The organism is Streptomyces longisporoflavus, from assembly GCF_014649775.1.
GTDB classification, from domain to species: domain Bacteria; phylum Actinomycetota; class Actinomycetes; order Streptomycetales; family Streptomycetaceae; genus Streptomyces; species Streptomyces longisporoflavus.
The window spans coordinates 86,520-103,686 of record NZ_BMTR01000013.1; the positions used below are offsets into that span (position 1 = coordinate 86,520).

General features: G+C 70.2%; 17 protein-coding genes. 11 read left to right on the plus strand and 6 right to left on the minus strand.

Going from position 1 to position 17,167, the window contains the following annotated elements; genetic code table 11:
• Positions 1 to 292 precede the first annotated feature (292 nt).
• Positions 293 to 1,054, minus strand: coding sequence for a phosphoglyceromutase (locus IE226_RS25725; protein ID WP_190083744.1), 762 nt, complete (start codon positions 1,052 to 1,054; stop codon positions 293 to 295).
• A 186-nt stretch (positions 1,055 to 1,240) separates the two neighbouring features.
• Here IE226_RS25725 and IE226_RS25730 point away from each other — a divergent pair, with 186 nt between their 5' ends.
• Complete coding sequence (locus tag IE226_RS25730) at positions 1,241 to 2,611, plus strand: MDR family MFS transporter (protein WP_190083745.1); 1,371 nt, start codon at positions 1,241 to 1,243, stop codon at positions 2,609 to 2,611.
• A gap of 114 nt (positions 2,612 to 2,725) precedes the next feature.
• Positions 2,726 to 2,884 carry a hypothetical protein gene (locus tag IE226_RS25735; protein WP_190083746.1) on the plus strand — a complete coding sequence of 53 codons (159 nt, stop codon included), beginning with the start codon at positions 2,726 to 2,728 and terminating at the stop codon, positions 2,882 to 2,884.
• Positions 2,885 to 3,020: 136 nt separating this feature from the next.
• Here the strand turns inward: IE226_RS25735 and phoU are convergent, their stop codons facing one another.
• Positions 3,021 to 3,701: a phosphate signaling complex protein PhoU gene (gene phoU / locus IE226_RS25740; protein ID WP_190083747.1), complete on the minus strand. Its 681-nt coding sequence runs from the start codon at positions 3,699 to 3,701 to the stop codon at positions 3,021 to 3,023.
• Between the two features lie 284 nt (positions 3,702 to 3,985).
• On the opposite strand from phoU, the gene phoR reads away from it, so the two are divergent.
• Together phoR and phoP are read left to right on the plus strand one after the other, a co-directional pair.
• Positions 3,986 to 5,245 carry a two-component system sensor histidine kinase PhoR gene (gene phoR / locus IE226_RS25745; RefSeq protein WP_190083748.1) on the plus strand — a complete coding sequence of 420 codons (1,260 nt, stop codon included), beginning with the start codon at positions 3,986 to 3,988 and terminating at the stop codon, positions 5,243 to 5,245.
• A complete protein-coding gene (gene phoP, locus IE226_RS25750; RefSeq protein ID WP_190083749.1) occupies positions 5,242 to 5,922 on the plus strand; it encodes a two-component system response regulator PhoP in 681 nt (226 codons plus the stop codon). The genes phoR and phoP overlap by 4 nt, the downstream gene beginning before the upstream one ends.
• Positions 5,923 to 6,052: 130 nt before the next feature.
• Here phoP and IE226_RS25755 read toward each other — a convergent pair whose 3' ends face one another.
• A complete protein-coding gene (locus IE226_RS25755) occupies positions 6,053 to 6,814 on the minus strand; it encodes a copper chaperone PCu(A)C domain-containing protein (protein ID WP_190083750.1) in 762 nt (253 codons plus the stop codon).
• A gap of 683 nt (positions 6,815 to 7,497) precedes the next feature.
• Here IE226_RS25755 and IE226_RS25760 point away from each other — a divergent pair.
• From IE226_RS25760 to IE226_RS25790, 7 genes are all read left to right on the plus strand, one after another.
• The gene (locus IE226_RS25760; RefSeq protein ID WP_003953493.1) at positions 7,498 to 7,980 is read left to right on the plus strand and encodes a CarD family transcriptional regulator; all 483 of its coding nucleotides are present in this window, start codon (positions 7,498 to 7,500) and stop codon (positions 7,978 to 7,980) included.
• A 344-nt stretch (positions 7,981 to 8,324) separates the two neighbouring features.
• Positions 8,325 to 9,062, plus strand: coding sequence for a 2-C-methyl-D-erythritol 4-phosphate cytidylyltransferase (gene ispD / locus IE226_RS25765; RefSeq protein ID WP_190083751.1), 738 nt, complete (start codon positions 8,325 to 8,327; stop codon positions 9,060 to 9,062).
• Positions 9,052 to 9,558 (plus strand): 2-C-methyl-D-erythritol 2,4-cyclodiphosphate synthase, encoded by a 507-nt coding sequence (ispF, locus tag IE226_RS25770; protein WP_190083752.1) that lies wholly within the window; start codon positions 9,052 to 9,054, stop codon positions 9,556 to 9,558. The genes ispD and ispF overlap by 11 nt, the downstream gene beginning before the upstream one ends.
• 119 nt (positions 9,559 to 9,677) lie before the next feature.
• Positions 9,678 to 10,082, plus strand: coding sequence for a PPOX class F420-dependent oxidoreductase (locus IE226_RS25775; RefSeq protein WP_190083753.1), 405 nt, complete (start codon positions 9,678 to 9,680; stop codon positions 10,080 to 10,082).
• A gap of 90 nt (positions 10,083 to 10,172) precedes the next feature.
• A complete protein-coding gene (gene cysS, locus IE226_RS25780; RefSeq protein ID WP_190083754.1) occupies positions 10,173 to 11,573 on the plus strand; it encodes a cysteine--tRNA ligase in 1,401 nt (466 codons plus the stop codon).
• 122 nt (positions 11,574 to 11,695) lie between these two features.
• Positions 11,696 to 12,655 (plus strand): 23S rRNA (guanosine(2251)-2'-O)-methyltransferase RlmB, encoded by a 960-nt coding sequence (gene rlmB, locus IE226_RS25785; RefSeq protein ID WP_190083755.1) that lies wholly within the window; start codon positions 11,696 to 11,698, stop codon positions 12,653 to 12,655.
• A 125-nt stretch (positions 12,656 to 12,780) separates the two neighbouring features.
• The gene (locus IE226_RS25790; RefSeq protein ID WP_229871537.1) at positions 12,781 to 14,463 is read left to right on the plus strand and encodes a DoxX family protein; all 1,683 of its coding nucleotides are present in this window, start codon (positions 12,781 to 12,783) and stop codon (positions 14,461 to 14,463) included.
• A gap of 76 nt (positions 14,464 to 14,539) precedes the next feature.
• On the opposite strand, the gene IE226_RS25795 is transcribed toward IE226_RS25790, so the two are convergent.
• The 3 genes from IE226_RS25795 to IE226_RS25805 form a co-directional block, all read right to left on the minus strand.
• Positions 14,540 to 15,274: a nucleotidyltransferase family protein gene (locus IE226_RS25795; RefSeq protein WP_190083756.1), complete on the minus strand. Its 735-nt coding sequence runs from the start codon at positions 15,272 to 15,274 to the stop codon at positions 14,540 to 14,542.
• Between the two features lie 27 nt (positions 15,275 to 15,301).
• Complete coding sequence (locus IE226_RS25800) at positions 15,302 to 15,760, minus strand: hypothetical protein (protein WP_190083757.1); 459 nt, start codon at positions 15,758 to 15,760, stop codon at positions 15,302 to 15,304.
• Between the two features lie 210 nt (positions 15,761 to 15,970).
• Positions 15,971 to 17,107, minus strand: a complete 1,137-nt coding sequence (locus IE226_RS25805) for an ABC transporter ATP-binding protein (protein WP_190083758.1) — start codon at positions 17,105 to 17,107, stop codon at positions 15,971 to 15,973.
• Between the last annotated feature and the right edge of the window lie 60 nt (positions 17,108 to 17,167).

Here is a 17,167-nt window from a genome sequence, read left to right on the forward strand (position 1 = left end):
GGCGGTCAGTGCTCCCGATTCGTCTGGTGGCGAGGCGATGCCGGTTGCATCACTTGATGACAGCATGTCACTAAGTGACGATTCTGGCCACCCCTCGTCCGGCGCACCCCGCTGATGGTGGTCGCACGGAGCGAACGACGCCCGCGTCGTCCTTGCCGAGTCCGCCCAACTCGTCGACGCCCTCCGCGCACGCAAAAGCCCCCCACCCGCGAGAAATCCACGGGCAGGGGGCGAGAGACAGCAAGCGCTTGAAGCGCGGGGTGAAGCGCAGGGCTTGAAGCGCAGGGCTTGCTTACTTCTTCTTGCCCTGGTTCTTGACCGCTTCGATCGCGGCCTTCGCCGCCTCGGGGTCGAGGTACGTGCCCCCGGCCTTCACGGGCTTGAAGTCCGCGTCCAGTTCGTACGCCAGCGGGATGCCCGTCGGGATGTTCAGGCCCGCGATGTCCTCGTCCGAGATGCCGTCCAGGTGCTTGACCAGGGCGCGCAGGGAGTTGCCGTGGGCCGCGACCAGGACCGTCTTGCCGGTCAGGAGGTCGGGGACGATGCCGTCGAACCAGTACGGGAGCATCCGGACGACGACGTCCTTGAGGCACTCCGTCTGCGGGCGCAGCTCGGGCGGGAGCGTGGCGTAACGCGGGTCCTCGAACTGGGAGTACTCGGCGTCGCGGTCCAGCGGCGGCGGCGGGGTGTCGTACGAGCGGCGCCAGAGCATGAACTGCTCCTCGCCGAACTCGGCGAGCGTCTGCGCCTTGTCCTTGCCCTGGAGCGCGCCGTAGTGGCGCTCGTTCAGGCGCCACGAGCGGTGCACGGGGATCCAGTGGCGGTCCGCGGACTCCAGCGCCAGCTGGGCCGTGCGGATCGCGCGCTTCTGGAGCGACGTGTGGACCACGTCGGGCAGCAGGCCGGCGTCCTTGAGCAGCTCACCGCCGCGGACCGCCTCCTTCTCGCCCTTCTCGTTGAGATTGACGTCCACCCAGCCGGTGAACAGGTTCTTCGCGTTCCACTCGCTCTCGCCGTGGCGGAGGAGGATCAGCTTGTACGGTGCGTCGGCCATGCCCCTGAGCGTAATCGAACCGCCGGGTGCCCCGCGCGCCCGCCCGCGGCCCGGACAGTACGGCCGCGGGCGGGGCGTCAGTTGACGGCTTCTGTTAATCCGCTGGCTCCCGGCGACTCAGTAGTCGTAATGTGCACATGCTGATATTGACGCTTACAGAGCTGCCTGACCTGTGGGGGACCCCGAATGCCACTCGCCGCGATGAGACGCGCCGCCAGAGAGTCCGTCTCCGGTCTTCCCCGCGAGTTCTGGTGGCTGTGGACCAGCACCCTCGTCAACCGGCTCGGCGCCTTCGTCGCCACCTTCATGGCGCTCTACCTGACCCTGGACCGCGGCTACTCCGCGACGTACGCCGGTCTCGTCGCCGCCCTGCACGGACTCGGCGGCGTCGTCTCCTCGATCGGCGCGGGCGTGATGACCGACCGGCTCGGGCGGCGGCCCACGCTGCTCGTCGCCCAGTCCTCCACCGCCCTGTCCGTCGCGCTCCTCGGCTTCATGAAGGACCCCCTGGCCATCGCCGCCGTCGCCTTCCTCGTCGGCATGGCGAGCAACGCCTCCCGGCCCGCCGTGCAGGCGATGATGGCCGACATCGTCCGCCCCGAGGACCGGGTACGGGCCTTCTCGCTCAACTACTGGGCCATCAACCTCGGGTTCGCGATCTCCTCCATGGGCGCCGGCTTCATCGCCGAGTTCAGCTACCTCGCCGGGTTCCTCATCGAAGCCGTGATGACCCTGGTCTGCGCCGTCGTCGTCTTCGTGAAGCTGCCGGAGTCGCGGCCCGTGCGGACCGCACTGGAGAAGGCGTCGGAGCCCGACGTCGGGCTCGGGACCGTCCTGCGCGACGGACGCTTCATGGGCGTCGTCGGGCTCTCGTTCCTCGTCGCGCTGATCTTCCAGCAGGGCTCCGTGGGGCTGCCCGTCGCGATGGGCGAGGCAGGGTTCACGCCCGCCGACTACGGGATGGCCATCGCCGTCAACGGCGTACTGATCGTCGTCCTCCAGATCCCGGTCACGCGCTTCATCGAACACCGCGATCCGCAACGCCTGTTGGTCGTCTCCGCGCTGCTCGCCGGCTACGGCTTCGGCCTCACCGCCTTCGCCGGGTCCATCGGCGTCTTCGCCCTCACCGTGTGCGTCTGGACCCTGGCCGAGATCGTCAACGCCCCCACGCAGACCGGTCTCGTCGTACGCCTCTCGCCGACCCACGGCAGGGGCCGCTACCAGGGCATGTACACCCTGTCCTGGGCCGTCGCCGCGCTCGTGGCCCCGCTGATGTCCGGCTTCGTCATCGACCGCTTCGGGGCCGAGTGGCTCTGGGGCACCTGCGCGGTCATCGGAACGGTCGCCGCTCTCGGCTACTGGTCGCTGATGCGGGGGCTGCCCGGGGAGGAGACGGCGACGGGCCCGGCCACCGCGCCGGCCGCTTCTACTAGCCCCGGCGACCCCGCCTCGCCGGTCGCTCCCGCCCCCGGCGCTCCCGCCGCACCGGTCGTCCCCGCCGCCCCCGAAGACCCCGCCGCACCGGTCGCCCCCGCCGACCTCCCCGCCCGCGCGTAGGGGGCCTGCGCCCCTCGCCGCCCCGCAACACCCGCGCGCGTGTGCGCCGTTGGTGCGCCCCTCCGCAGTGGGCATGGAACGGGAACAGGCAGTACGCCATCGAGGAGGAGACCCATGGCCGAGTCCCCCATCACCGGAACCGTCCCCGAGCAGCCGACCGAGACGCCGGGCCTGCCCGCACTCGTGCTCCTCGGCGCCTGCGGCTGCGGCTCGGGCTGCAGCTGCGGCTGCCAGTCGGGCGGAACGTGCCAGTGCGGCGGAGGCTGCGGCTGAGACGGCGAGGACGGCGAGCACAAAGGCGAGGACGCCGAGCACAAAGAGGACCGCGAGCACAAAGGGGCGGGCCCGCACCGACAGTGCGGGCCCGCCCCTCTGCGCGCCTCAAAGGCAGGAATGACCGGGGAAGGGCTCAGGCCCCCTCCACCGGCGTGCCCGTCGGCTGCATCTCGTCCGCGTGCTCGCCCGTGACCAGGTAGACGACCCTCTTCGCCACCGAGACCGCGTGGTCGGCGAAGCGCTCGTAGTAGCGGCCGAGCAGCGTCACGTCCACGGCCGTCTCGATGCCGTGCTTCCAGCGGTCGTCCATCAGGTGCTGGAAGAGCGTCCGGTGCAGCAGGTCCATCTCGTCGTCGTCCTGCTCGAGCTGGAGCGCCAGGTCGACGTCCTTGGTGATGATGACCTCCGCCGCCTTGGCCATGAGGCGCTGTGCCAGCTGCCCCATTTCCAGGATCGTCGCGTGCAGGTCCTGCGGCACGGCCGACGCCGGGAAGCGCAGCCGGGTCAGCTTGGCGACGTGCTGGGCCAGGTCGCCGGAGCGCTCCAGGTCGGCGCTCATCCGCAGCGAGGTCACTACGATGCGCAGGTCGGTGGCGACGGGCTGCTGCCGCGCGAGCAGGGCTATCGCGCGCGCCTCCAGGTCGTGCTGCAGATCGTCGACCTTCTGGTCAGCGGCGATCACACTCTCGGCCATCTTGAGATCGGCGTCGAGCATGGCCGTGGTGGCGCGCCCGATCGCGGACCCGACCAGGCGGGCCATTTCGACCAGGCCTTCGCCGATCGAGTCAAGTTCCTCGTGGTACGCGTCCCGCATGTGGATGTCCCTCTCTAGTGCCGTCCCGGGGGGTGACCCCCACGCTCCCACGGTGCGGCTCCCACGCGTCCGTTTCCGGCATCCCGAATGAACCGCCCCTGTCACCGAGGTGAACTGTGGGCGACGTGTGGTGCGCGCCGGAGGGGCGCACCGGCGCGCACCGGAGTGACCCGTTCGGCCGAAGTGAACCATCACCGTCCCCTCGGTGAACTCTGGGCGACGAGTGTTCGAGCGGGCCCCCTGACGGCTGGGGCTGATGCTCGTCAGGCGCATAACCTGGAGGCATGGACGTGAACGCGGCGGTCGCCGCAGCGGCAGCGATCGCCGGGGTGTGCACCGGTGTCATCGCCATGCTGGCGTTCCGCTGGAGCGAGCGCGACCTGAAACGCCCCACCCGGACCTCCCTGCACACGGACCCCGTACTGCCACCGGGCGTCGACACGGTTCTCTCCGTACTCCGCTCCTCCGCCGTCGTCCTCGACGAGGCGGACAGCGTGGTCAAGGCCAGCTCCGCGGCGTACGCCCTCGGTTTGGTCCGCGGCGGCAAGCTCGCCGTCGAGCCGATGCTCCAGATGGCCCGCGACACCCGCCGCGACGGCGAGATACGGCAGGTCGAGCTCGATCTGCCGCGCCGCGGCACCGGCCGGGGCGAAGCCCTCGCCGTCTCCGCACGCGTGGCCCCCCTGGGCTCCCGCCTGGTCCTGCTTCTCGTGGAGGACCTCACGGAGGCCCGCCGCATCGAAGCCGTACGACGCGACTTCGTCGCGAACGTGAGCCACGAGCTCAAGACCCCGGTAGGGGCACTTTCGCTGCTCTCCGAAGCTGTCATGGACGCCTCCGACGACCCCGAGGCCGTCGAACGCTTCGCGGGCCGCATGCAGATCGAGGCGACCCGCCTCACCAACCTCGTGCAGGAACTCATCGACCTCTCCAGGGTCCAGAACGACGACCCCCTGGAGGACGCCGAACCCGTCCGTGTCGACGAACTGGTGGCGGAGGCGATCGACCGCAGCCGCCACCAGGCCTCCCACAAACAGATCACCATGGCCGCGGGCGGCACCGCCGACCTGCAGATATGGGGCAACCGCGGCCAACTGGCGGCGGCACTCGGCAACCTCGTCGAGAACGCCGTGAACTACTCGCCCGCCCGCACCCGGGTGGGCATCGCCGCCCGCCGGGTCAACGCGCCGGGCGGAGACCTGATCGAGGTGGCCGTCACCGACCAGGGGATCGGCATATCCGACAAGGACAAGGAGCGCATCTTCGAGCGCTTCTACCGGGTCGACCCGGCCCGCTCCCGGGCCACCGGCGGCACGGGCCTCGGCCTCGCCATCGTCAAACATGTGGCCGCCTCGCACGGCGGGGAGGTCACCGTGTGGAGCTCCGAGGGACAGGGCTCCACCTTCACCCTGCGGCTGCCCGAAGCAGCCGCGACCCGCGACCGCGGATCCGGTCACGGCGGAGACGGCAGCGAAGCCGGCACCGCACGGCCCGACGAGACCACTGCGTACGAACCCATTCCTGCCCCGGAGGTCCTTCCGTGACCCGAGTGCTCGTCGTCGAGGACGAGGAATCCTTCAGCGACGCCCTGTCCTACATGCTCCGCAAGGAGGGCTTCGAGGTCGCCATAGCGGCCACCGGCCCGGACGGACTCGACGAGTTCGAGCGCAACGGCGCCGACCTCGTCCTGCTCGACCTGATGCTGCCGGGCCTGCCCGGCACGGAGGTCTGCCGTCAGCTGCGCAACCGCTCCAACGTCCCGGTGATCATGGTCACCGCCAAGGACAGCGAGATCGACAAGGTGGTCGGCCTGGAAATAGGAGCCGACGACTACGTCACCAAGCCCTTCTCCTCGCGCGAACTGGTGGCCCGCATCCGCGCGGTCCTGCGCCGCCGCGGAGAGCCGGAGGAGGTCACCCCGCAGGCCCTGGAGGCGGGCCCGGTCCGGATGGACGTCGACCGCCACGTCGTCACGGTCTCCGGCTCCAAGGTCGACCTCCCCCTGAAGGAGTTCGACCTCCTGGAGATGCTCCTGCGCAACGCGGGCCGCGTCCTGACCCGCATGCAGCTCATCGACCGCGTCTGGGGCGCGGACTACGTGGGCGACACCAAGACCCTCGACGTCCACGTCAAGCGCCTGCGCGCAAAGATCGAGCCGGACCCGGGCGCGCCGCGGTACCTGGTCACGGTGCGGGGCCTGGGCTATAAGTTCGAGCCGTAGAGAGCACTTCCGCGGGCGAGAGCAAGCCCGCGGACATGAGGAAGCACGAGGAAGGGCGGGAACCCGGCACCGGGTTCCCGCCCTTCCTCATGTGCGTTCGATATGTGCGTTCAGTACGCGCGGCCTCGCGTCAGTGCTCGGTGCCCGCGCCCGCGGTCGTTCCCGCGTCCTGCGAACCGGTCCCGGTTCCGGCCGTGTCGGAGGCGGCACCGGAGGCGCTGCCCGACGGCTTGTTCGACGGATTGGCCGCGCCGCCCTCGGTCGCGCCCTCGGTCGCGGCGTCGGAGGCGCCGTCGCGGGGCTCACCGCTCGCCGAGCCGGACGGCCTCGTCGACGGCTTCCCGTCCGGAGCCTCGGGAACCTCGCTCGGGCCCCACTTCTCGAAGTAGCTCTCGGCCGGCACGACGAACGTCTTCATCTTCACGTCGCCGGTCTTGCTGAAGACGAACTTGACCGCCTGCGCGTTGCCGTCCTTGACGGCCTCGCGGCTGCTGGGCAGGACGGCGGAGGCGTTGTCCTTGCCGCCGATGACGACGGAACCGCCCGCGGGGATGGTCAGCGGACCACCCTTCTTGGAGGTCTTGTCGTCCTTGCCCGGCGTGATCTTGGCCTTCTTGTCGGTGCCGGTGACCGAGATCTCGTTCAGGGTCTGGTCGGTGCGGCCGGTGTTGAACACCGTCGCGGCGATCACCGCGGGACCCGTCGACTTCAGGTCGGGCTGCGTGATCACCATGGCGTTCTGGATCTTGATGTCGCCGACGGACGTCGCGGCGTTGTCCGGCTTGATCTCGTGCGTCTGGGCGTCGGTACCGGCGCCGCACGCGGCGAGCGACGCGAGCGAGAACGCGATGGCGGTGGCGGCGAGTGCGCCACGTCGAAGGCTGCGGCTCACGGCGGCGGCAACTCCTTGAACGAGGGCGGGGCAGGAGGGGCGGACGGCCGTAAAGCCGCCCTAAGTGTGTGTCAGCGGCCTTAGGTTACCGAGCCGTCCGCGCGCCACCGCACCCGACCCGCCCCTATGGCCCGCGAGCCTCTCCCGCACCCCCCGGGTCCCGCCTGTGTCGCACCTCTGCCTCACCTCAGCCTCCCGCTATGTCCCGCCGCACGTGTCACTGCCGTCACATCCGCGCCATTGGCCTCTCGTCCACCATTCACATAAGCGTCGTCAAGCGTCGTCACGGCCCTCCCTGCGGATTTCCGGTAAGGAATGCATGGCGGTCCGGGGAAGTCCGGGAAATTGATCACCGAGGGCGCTTGATCAATTCCGGATTCATCTCGAACGCGGAGTCGTACGTCTCTCCACTCGCCGAACGGAGTAGCCCAAGTTCACCGTCTGGAACTACGCAAACCGGGACGTTCAGCCTCAGGGAGCGCTCTCGGGGGGCGTGTGACGGGCGTGTTTCTGCTCCCCCGAAGAGCCGCTCCCACCTGCGAATACCTCGCTCCGGAAGCCTTCCGCAGCACGTTCCTGTTGTAGTTGTCAAGCCCCGAGATATGCCCTGACCTGCGAAAACGCCATTCAGAAGAGGCGGTTCTCGTGTTAGGATGGATAGCCACGGAAGGGGTACCTGTCACATGACGTTCAAGGTTGGCGACACCGTGGTCTATCCCCATCACGGGGCCGCGCTGATCGAGGCCATTGAGACTCGCCAGATCAAAGGCGTGGACAAGACCTACTTGGTGCTGAAGGTCGCTCAGGGCGACTTGACGGTACGTGTGCCTGCGGACAATGCGGAGTTCGTCGGTGTGCGTGATGTGGTCGGTCAGGACGGGCTCGATCGGGTCTTCGAAGTACTGCGCGCGCCGTACGCCGAAGAGCCCACGAACTGGTCCCGTCGCTACAAGGCAAATCTCGAAAAGCTCGCCTCGGGCGATGTCATCAAGGTCGCGGAAGTCGTGCGTGACCTGTGGCGTCGTGAGCGTGAGCGCGGACTCTCCGCAGGTGAGAAGCGCATGCTCGCCAAGGCTCGCCAGATCCTGGTGAGCGAGCTCGCCCTCGCGGAGAACACGAACGAGGACAAGGCCGAGGCTCTGCTCGACGAGGTCCTCGCGTCCTGATCGCGTCCTGACATACGCGTACGCATACGTCTTGGCGCCATGAATGCCGCGGTGCCCGCTGACCCTCAATGGTGTCGCCGGGCGCTGCGGCATGTTCGTACCCGGACGGGGTCCTCGAAGTCCGGGACGCAATCCTGGAAGACGCGGTAAGACGCAGTCCTTGAATTCTTACGTTGTGCTCTCGCGTGGTGCTCGAGTCCCGCTCGATGCTGCTCGGCATGCGTGCCGGGCGCGGATAGTCGGCTCGACCGGATGTCACGGAAGGGTCCGGTCAAGGCTCGCGCCCGGCTGGCTCGCTGTGGCCATACCCACCTCCCCCGAGCACACAAACCTGAACGGAAGCGATGTCTGAGGAATCCCGCACCGCGGTCGTGATCCCCGCTGCCGGACGCGGCGTACGGCTCGGCCCGGGCGCCCCCAAAGCGCTCCGCGCGCTGAACGGCACCCCCATGCTCATCCACGCCGTACGGGCCATGGCCGCATCCCGCGCCGTCTCGCTCGTCGTCGTCGTGGCCCCGCCTGAGGGCGCCGCCGAGGTCAAGACCCTCCTTGCCGACCACGCGCTGCCCGAGCGCACCGACTTCCTCGTGGTGCCCGGCGGCGCGACCCGCCAGGAATCCGTGAAGCTCGGCCTCGACGCCCTGCCCGAGGGCATCGGCGTCGTCCTCGTGCACGACGCGGCCCGCCCGCTCGTGCCCGTCGACACCGTCGACGGCGTCATCGAGGCCGTCCGCGAAGGCGCCCCCGCCGTCGTCCCCGCGCTGCCCCTCGCCGACACCGTCAAGCAGGTCGAGCCGGCCGGCCCCGACAAGCCCGGCGCGCCGGAACCCGTGGTCGCCACGCCCGAGCGGGCCCGTCTGCGCGCCGTGCAGACCCCGCAGGGCTTCGACCGCGACACCCTCGTCCGCGCCCACGCGACCGTCACCGACAACGTCACCGACGACGCCAGCATGGTCGAGCAGCTCGGCCTCCAGGTCGTCGTCGTGCCCGGCCACGAAGAGGCCTTCAAGGTGACGCGGCCCCTCGACCTCGTACTCGCCGAGGCCGTACTCGCCCGCAGGAGGGCCAACGATGGCTTCTGACCAGCAGCAGCCGCGCGTGACGCTCCCGCAGGTCGGCATCGGCACCGACGTGCACGCCTTCGAGGAAGGGCGCGAACTGTGGTGCGCCGGGCTCCTCTGGGAGGGCGAGAGCGCGGGCCTCGCCGGCCACTCCGACGGGGACGTGGCCGCGCACGCCGCCTGCGACGCCCTGTTCTCCGCCGCCGGCGTCGGCGACCTCGGCGCGCACTTCGGCACCGGCAGGCCCGAATGGTCCGGCGCCTCCGGGGTGACGCTGCTCGCCGAGGCCGCCAGGATCGTGCGCGCCGAAGGCTTCGAGATCGGCAACATCGCCGTCCAGGTCATCGGCGTACGCCCCAAGATCGGCAAGCGGCGCGACGAGGCGCAGAAGACGCTGAGCGCCGCCGCGGGGGCCCCGGTCTCCGTGTCCGGCACCACGACGGACGGCCTCGGACTCACGGGGCGTGCCGAGGGCCTCGCCGCGATCGCCACCGCACTGGTCGTGCGGCCGGGCTGACCGGCGTACGGGCCCGCCGGCCTGCCGGACCACCGGAAACAGGTGAAATGCCGCTGCCACGGGGTGCGTTGAAGCAGTATCGGTAACGCACCCCGACGTACGAGAGAGAGGCATCCCCCATGTCCGCCGAAATGTCCGACAAGCTCAAGGCCCTTCTCGACACCCCCGTCTTCGTCTCCGTCGCCACGATCCAGCCCGACGGCAGCCCCCAGGTCTCACCGGTCTGGGTGAAGCGCGACGGCAACGACCTGCTCTTCTCCACCACGGTCGGCCGCCGCAAGGAGACCAACCTGCGCCGCGACCCGCGCGTGACGGTGCTGCTCCAGCCCTTCGACGCCCCGTACACCTACGCCGAGATCCGCGGCGAGGCGGCGATGACGACCGAAGGCGGGCAGGAGCTCATCGACGAGCTCGCCCTGAAGTACACCGGTCTGAAGTACGCGGAGTTCAACCCGTCCTCCGCCGACGACGACACCCGCGTCGTCGTCCGTGTCACGCCGCGCAAGGTCGTCGGCCGCCTCTGAGGCTCCGCCGCGCCCGCGCATGTCACAGTTCCGTGCCCTGTTGACCCGGGAGGTCACAGGGCACTGTCCCTGGACCACTACCCTGGAGTGGTGACGATTCGCCTGTACGACACCAGCGCCCGGCAGATCCGAGACTTCAGCCCGCTCAACGACGGTTGTGTCTCGATCTACCTGTGCGGCGCGACGGTGCAGGCCGCCCCGCACATCGGGCACATCCGGTCGGGCCTGAACTTCGACATCATGCGCCGCTGGTTCGACTACCGCGGCTACGACGTCACCTTCATCCGCAACGTCACCGACATCGACGACAAGATCATCCGGAAGTCGGCCGAGCAGGGCCGCCCGTGGTGGTCGATCGGGTACGAGAACGAGCGGGCCTTCAACGACGGCTACGACGTCCTCGGCTGCCTCCCGCCCACCTACGAACCACGCGCCACCGGCCACATCACCGAGATGGTCGAGATGATGCGCGGCCTCATCGAGCGCGGCCACGCCTACGAGGCGGACGGCAACGTCTACTTCGACGTGAAGTCCTACCCGGGCTACCTGGAGCTCTCCAACCAGGAGCTGGACAACCTCCTCCAGCCCGAGAGCGAGGGCGAGACCGGCAAGCGCGACTCCCGCGACTTCGCCATGTGGAAGCGGGCCAAGGAGGGCGAGCCCAGCTGGGAGACCCCCTGGGGCCGCGGCCGTCCCGGCTGGCACCTGGAGTGCTCGGCGATGGCCCACAAGTACCTCGGCCGTGAGTTCGACATCCACGGCGGCGGCATCGACCTGATCTTCCCGCACCACGAGAACGAGATCGCGCAGGCCAAGGCCTACGGCGACGCCTTCGCGCGGTACTGGGTGCACAACGGCTGGGTCACCATGAGCGGCGAGAAGATGTCCAAGTCGCTCGGCAACTCCGTCCTCGTCTCCGAGATGGTCAAGAAGTGGCGCCCGATCGTCCTTCGCTACTACCTCGGCACCCCGCACTACCGCTCAATGATCGAGTACAGCGAGGAGGCCCTGCGCGAGGCCGAGTCCGCCTTCGCGCGGATCGAGGGCTTCGTGCAGCGCGTGGTGGAGAAGGCCGGGGGCGTCGTCGAGCCCGCGGCCCAGGTGCCGCCCGCCTTCGCCGACGCGATGGACGACGACCTCGGCGTCCCGCAGGCGCTCGCCATCGTCCACACGACGGTCCGGCAGGGCAATTCCGCCCTCGCCGCCGACGACAAGGAAGCTGCCGTCGAGCGGCTCGCCGAGGTGCGGGCCATGCTGGGCGTGCTCGGCCTCGACCCGCTCGACCCGCACTGGGCCGGCGAGGGCGACCGCGGCGAGGATCTCCACGGCGTCGTCGACACCCTCGTACGCCTCGTGCTCCAGCAGCGCGAGGCGGCGCGCGGCCGCAAGGACTGGGCCACCGCCGACGCCATCCGCGACCAGCTCAACCAGTCCGGCCTCGTCATCGAGGACGGCCCGAACGGACCGCGGTGGACTCTCGGCCCGCGCTGAGCGTCTGACCTCGCGATGTGCCGCCCGGCGAGCCGGGCGGCACACTTCATATACGTACGCAGTTCACGCAGTGCGCCCGTGCCGTACGACGGCACCGCACGCATCACAGAGACAGGTAGGTCATGGCCGCTAACAACCGCCGCATGTCCGGCAAGAAGGGCGCGCAGGTCGGCAGCGGCGGGAACCGGCGCCGCGGCCTTGAGGGCAAGGGCCCGACGCCGCCCGCCGAGGCGCGCAAGGGACACAAGAAGAACCGCATCGCCAACGCCGCCGCCAAGAAGTCCGCGGGCGGCCCCGGCGGGGGACGCCGCCCCAGTGGCGTGAAGGGCCGCGGCAAGGGCACGTCCGAAATGGTCGTCGGGCGCAACTCCGTCGTCGAGGCGCTGCGCGAGGGCGTGCCCGCCTCGACGCTCTACGTCCAGCAGTTCATCGACAACGACGAGCGCGTCCGTGAGGCGCTCCAGCTCGCCGGCGAGCGCGGCGGCATCCACCTCATGGAGGCCCCGCGCCCCGAGCTGGACCGCATGACCAACGGGCTTAACCACCAGGGCCTCGTGCTCCAGGTGCCGCCCTACGAGTACGCCCACCCCGACGAGCTCGCCGCCGCCGCGTACGACGTGGGCCAGGACCCGCTGATCGTCGCGCTCGACGGCGTGACCGACCCCCGCAACCTCGGTGCCGTGGTGCGTTCGGTGTCCGCCTTCGGCGGCCACGGCGTCGTCGTCCCCGAGCGGCGTGCCGCCGGAATGACCGCAGGTGCCTGGAAGACGTCCGCCGGAGCCGCGGCCCGTACGCCGGTGGCGCGGGCCACGAACCTCACCCGCGTCCTGGAGGCATACAAGAAGGACGGACTGGCGATCGTCGGCCTCGCGGCGGACGGCGAGCACGAGGTCGGCGACCTCGAGGCGCTGTCCGGTCCCGTGGTCGTCGTCATCGGCAGCGAGGGCAAGGGCCTCTCGCGCCTGGTCGGCGAGACCTGCGACTACCGCGTGCGCATCCCCATGCCGGGCGGCACGGAGTCCCTGAACGCCGGTGTCGCGGCGGGAGTCGTGCTCTACGAGGCATCACGGCAGCGCAGCTAGCCGTCTCCCCGGACGCCCGCCGGCCCAGTACTTCCGGGCCGGCGGGCATCCGGCGAAGATCTTGACGCGGCCCGGACATTTCAACGCGGTCAAGGCAGTGTCCTAAACACACATCACTCGGTTAGATGAGTGTGGACACCAGAACGCCCCGCAATCCCACGGGGGGAAGCTCGTCAGGGTTCGACGAAGCTCCCGCGCTGAGCATGGTGAAGGTGCCGAGCGACCCGGCGCAGGTCATCGTGAATCACGCGAGCTTCCGCGTGCAGCTCCCCACCGCGCAGCGGACCCAATCCCCGCGTATCGCACGGCACTTGAGCAATGCCGACGACACCGTGCACATCCCCGCGGCCGGCTCCGCCGCACGTCGCCGCTCGCCCGTCGTCTGGAGCGGCAAGTCCGAGCCGGGCGACCCCGGAGCCACCGGCCTGCTCCAGGCGGTGCGCGGTACCGGCGTGCGCCATTCGGCCGAGGCCGGCGGCGCCTCGTACGACGACGGAGGCTCCACCCAGACCATCCCCCGCATCGACGAGGACGACCTCGAAAGTACGCAGGCCACGCCTGCCGTCATCGGTCCTCGTCACCCCGAGTCCGGGACCCGGCTCATCCCGCGCCTGCCGGCGTCGGAGAGCGACCTCGACGAGCGGCTCCCCTACGAGGACGACGAGTACGACGAGTACGACGGCGCCGGTGACGCCGGTGACGACGACGCGGACGGGCGTCAGGCGACCAAGCGGCACGGGGCCGACCCCGTGCGGCACGCCTATTACCCCGGCCGCCGCATGAACCTCGGCGTCGTACTGCTCCCCATGCGCGTCTTCCTCGGGTTCATCTCCATCTACGCCGGTATGGGCAAGCTCTGCGATCCCGTGTACTTCGACGGCGGCGACCGCGGGTCCATGGTCAAGTGGCTCAACTCGCTGCACCCGTGGACCGCCGCCGAGCCGCTGCGGGACTTCGCCCTCTCGCACCCGGTGGGCGCCGGACTCTGCATCGCCTTCCTGCAGATCATCGTCGGCGTGCTCACGGTGCTGGGACTCTGGCAGCGCCTCGCGGCCGGCGTCGGCGTGCTCCTCTCCGCCGCGCTCCTCGTCACCGTCAGCTGGAAGTCCGTCCCCGTCTACGACGCGCCGGACATCATCTATCTGGCCGCATGGTCACCGCTGATCATCGCGGGCGCGCCCGTCTACTCCGTCGACGGACGCCTCGCCGGCGAGGCCTGGCGGCGGCTCGGCCCGCGCGTGGACATCTGGGAGCTGCGGCGCCGTGTGCTGAGGCGCGGCGGGCTCGTCGGGGCGTTCGTCATCGGCTGCACGCTGCTGATCGGCTCGATGCTCGGCGGCGCGGTGCGGGATGCCGACCGCGTGACCGTGCCGGGACCCGGCGAGGCCCCGCGCAACGAACTGCCCGGCTCACCGCTCCCGCAGGAGCCCGGCAAGCAGCGCCACCGCCAGGGCACCCAGTCGCAGAGCCCCACGGCCCCCGGGTCGCAGGCGCCGACGCAGGGCAGCTCCGCGAGCCCCACGCAGGGCGCGGGCAATGCGGCCACGCCGGGTGCGGTGCCGGAGACGACCAGCGCGGGCACCGGACAAGGGCAGCCGAGCCAGACGCAGGGCGCGGCCGGGCAGGCCCCGCCGCAGCAGTCCTCGCCCCAGCAGCCTCCGGCCTCGGCCACCGCTGGACCCACGTCCAGCGGCGGCAGCGGTGGCGCCGCCCCCGAGAGCGGCGCGAGCGGCGGTGGCGGCGGTGGCGGCGGTGGCGGCACGGGCGGCAACGGGCGGCTCGTGGGCGGGCTTCTCGGCGGCGGCTGAGCAGACTCCCCGGCCATACGGCGAAGGGCCCCGCACAGACACTGTGCGGGGCCCTTCGCCGTACCTGCGTGATGCCTCAGCCGGTGGTCTGGGCGGCGAGCTCCTTGGCGGCCTCTGTGAGGTCCTTGGCGGTGTCGATCGCCCGCCAGTACGCGCCCTGCGGCAGCGGGAAGCCCGCCAGGCTCTTCTCGCGGGCCAGACGCGGGAACGTGGTGCGCTCGTGGTCGCCGCGGTCCGGCAGGAGGGCGGTGAACGACGAGGAGAAGACGTACACACCCGCGTTGATCAGATACGGGGACGGCGGGGACTCGATGAAGTCCGTGATGTGACCGAACGCGTCCGTCTCGACGGCGCCCCACGGGATACGGGGGCGGGCCAGGGCGAGCGTCGCGGTGGCATCGCGCTCGGCGTGGAACTCCGCCATGTCGCGCAGCGAGAAGCGGGTCCAGATGTCGCCGTTCGTCGCGTACCAGGGGCGGTCCGCGTGGGGGAGGTGGCGCGCGGCGTACTTGAGGCCGCCGCCGCGGCCCAGGGGCTCGTTCTCGACCACCGTGGTGACGTTCAGAGGGAGATCGGCCGACTCCAGCCACTCCTGGAGCACTTCGGCGAGATGGCCGCACGAGACGACCGCGTCCGTCACGCCCTCGGCCGCCAGCCAGGAAAGCTGATGGCCGATGATCGGGGTCCCTGTGCCAGGGATCTCGACCATCGGCTTGGGCCTGTCATCGGTATACGGACGGAGGCGCGAGCCCTGGCCGCCGGCCAGGACAACGGCCTGCGTGGGCCTGTGGGAGTGGGGGTCGCCGGTCATGCCGGAAACCCTACGTGCCGCCCCGGGTCAGCCGTTCTGGCGGGCTGCGACGCCCGACGCGTAGGACGTGTCGCAGACCGGGCGCGCGTACGACTGGGCGCGGACCGGGCCGTACTTCTGGACGGCCGCGCGGCCGAGGGCACGGGCGATGGATACGCAGTGCCGGGCGAGCGACGGGTGGCGGTTCACCTCCTGCTGGAGGTGGGTGAGCGACACGCCCGGGTTCCTCTCCTGGAGTTCGAGCAGCAGCCGGTCGCGCAGGACGTCGTGCGGAGCGCGGGACTTGGCCGGTGCGGAGAGGTCGTCGGCGGATGCGGTGAGCATCGAATCCGAGTTGTTCCCGGACCAGTTGACGCTGGTGACCGCTAGGGTCCCGGAAAGCACCAGCATCACGGGCAGGACGAGGGCGAGCGTGCGGCCGATGCGTCGGGCGGGGCCTCGGTGGGCTCGGCGCGGCTTCTGGGTGTAGTTGGCGGAGTGCGTCACGCGAGTGAGCGTAGCGGTCGGTGATGATTTGGCGACATTACGTCACTCGGTCGAGCGACGGAGAATGAGGTTTTTTCGGAGCGGGGTTGACGGGCGCTCGCCGAAATGACCGGTCTGCCGGGGTATTTGTCGACAACGTGGCGCACGCGAAGGGCCCCGCACCGGAGTGCGGGGCCCTTCGCGTGCTGTCGTTCGCCTGCGTCGGCTTCGTCAGTCGGTGAGGCGCTCGCCCGTCGACGTCGAGAACACGTGGATCTCGCCCGGACGCGGCACGACGTGCAGCTGCGTGCCCTTCTCCGGGACCCGGCGGCCGTTCACGCGGACCACGAGGTCCTTGTGCTCGCCGCCGACCTCGGCGGAGCCGTAGACGTACCCGTCGGCGCCGAGCTCCTCGACGACGTTCACGGAGACGGCGAGACCCGCCGGGGCGTCCTCGGTCTCCTTGGAGAGGGACTTCGCCGTGCTGCCGTCCTGCTCGACGATGTCGAAGTGCTCCGGACGGACACCGACGGTGACCGTGCGGTCGCCCTTGTCGGCGGCGGCGGAGAGCGCCTCGCGGTTGACCGGCACGACGGAGTTGCCGAACTTCACGCCGCCGTCGGTGATCGGGACCTCGACGAGGTTCATGGCGGGGGAGCCGATGAAGCCGGCGACGAAGAGGTTGGCCGGGCGGTCGTACATGTTGCGCGGCGAGTCGACCTGCTGGAGCAGACCGTCCTTCAGCACGGCGACACGGTCACCCATGGTCATGGCCTCGACCTGGTCGTGCGTGACGTACACGGTGGTGATGCCGAGGCGGCGCTGGAGGGACGCGATCTGCGTACGCGTGGAGACACGCAGCTTGGCGTCGAGGTTGGAGAGCGGCTCGTCCATGAGGAAGACCTGCGGCTCACGCACGATGGCGCGACCCATGGCGACACGCTGGCGCTGACCGCCGGAGAGGGCCTTCGGCTTACGGCTGAGGTACTCCGTGAGGTCGAGGATCTTCGCGGCGTCCTCGACCTTCTGGCGGATCTCGGTCTTGTTGACGCCGGCGATCTTCAGGGCGAAGCCCATGTTGTCGGCGACGGTCATGTGCGGGTAGAGCGCGTAGTTCTGGAACACCATGGCGATGTCCCGGTCCTTGGGCGGCAGGTGCGTGACGTCGCGGTCGCCGATGTGGATGGCGCCGGCGTTCACGTCCTCCAGGCCCGCGAGCATGCGCAGGGAGGTGGACTTTCCGCAGCCGGAGGGACCGACGAGGACGAGGAATTCGCCGTCCGCGACGTCGAGCTCGAGCTGGTCGACGGCGGGCTTGTCGCCACCCGGGTAGATGCGGGTCGCCTTGTCGAACGAAACAGTGGCCATGGTGAGGGCCCCCTTCACCGGCAGGAACGTGCCGGACGATCCGTTGTAAAGAGAGGAGTG

Bases quoted from the DNA above. Each gene is read 5' to 3' on its own strand.
- IE226_RS25725 (WP_190083744.1), bottom strand. From the start codon at position 1,054: ATGGCCGACGCACCGTACAAGCTGATCCTCCTCCGCCACGGCGAGAGC.
- IE226_RS25730 (WP_190083745.1), top strand. From the start codon at position 1,241: ATGCCACTCGCCGCGATGAGACGCGCCGCCAGAGAGTCCGTCTCCGGT.
- IE226_RS25735 (WP_190083746.1), top strand. From the start codon at position 2,726: ATGGCCGAGTCCCCCATCACCGGAACCGTCCCCGAGCAGCCGACCGAG.
- phoU (WP_190083747.1), bottom strand. From the start codon at position 3,701: ATGCGGGACGCGTACCACGAGGAACTTGACTCGATCGGCGAAGGCCTG.
- phoR (WP_190083748.1), top strand. From the start codon at position 3,986: ATGGACGTGAACGCGGCGGTCGCCGCAGCGGCAGCGATCGCCGGGGTG.
- IE226_RS25760 (WP_003953493.1), top strand. From the start codon at position 7,498: ATGACGTTCAAGGTTGGCGACACCGTGGTCTATCCCCATCACGGGGCC.
- ispD (WP_190083751.1), top strand. From the start codon at position 8,325: ATGTCTGAGGAATCCCGCACCGCGGTCGTGATCCCCGCTGCCGGACGC.
- ispF (WP_190083752.1), top strand. From the start codon at position 9,052: ATGGCTTCTGACCAGCAGCAGCCGCGCGTGACGCTCCCGCAGGTCGGC.
- IE226_RS25775 (WP_190083753.1), top strand. From the start codon at position 9,678: ATGTCCGCCGAAATGTCCGACAAGCTCAAGGCCCTTCTCGACACCCCC.
- rlmB (WP_190083755.1), top strand. From the start codon at position 11,696: ATGGCCGCTAACAACCGCCGCATGTCCGGCAAGAAGGGCGCGCAGGTC.
- IE226_RS25790 (WP_229871537.1), top strand. From the start codon at position 12,781: ATGAGTGTGGACACCAGAACGCCCCGCAATCCCACGGGGGGAAGCTCG.
- IE226_RS25795 (WP_190083756.1), bottom strand. From the start codon at position 15,274: ATGACCGGCGACCCCCACTCCCACAGGCCCACGCAGGCCGTTGTCCTG.
- IE226_RS25805 (WP_190083758.1), bottom strand. From the start codon at position 17,107: ATGGCCACTGTTTCGTTCGACAAGGCGACCCGCATCTACCCGGGTGGC.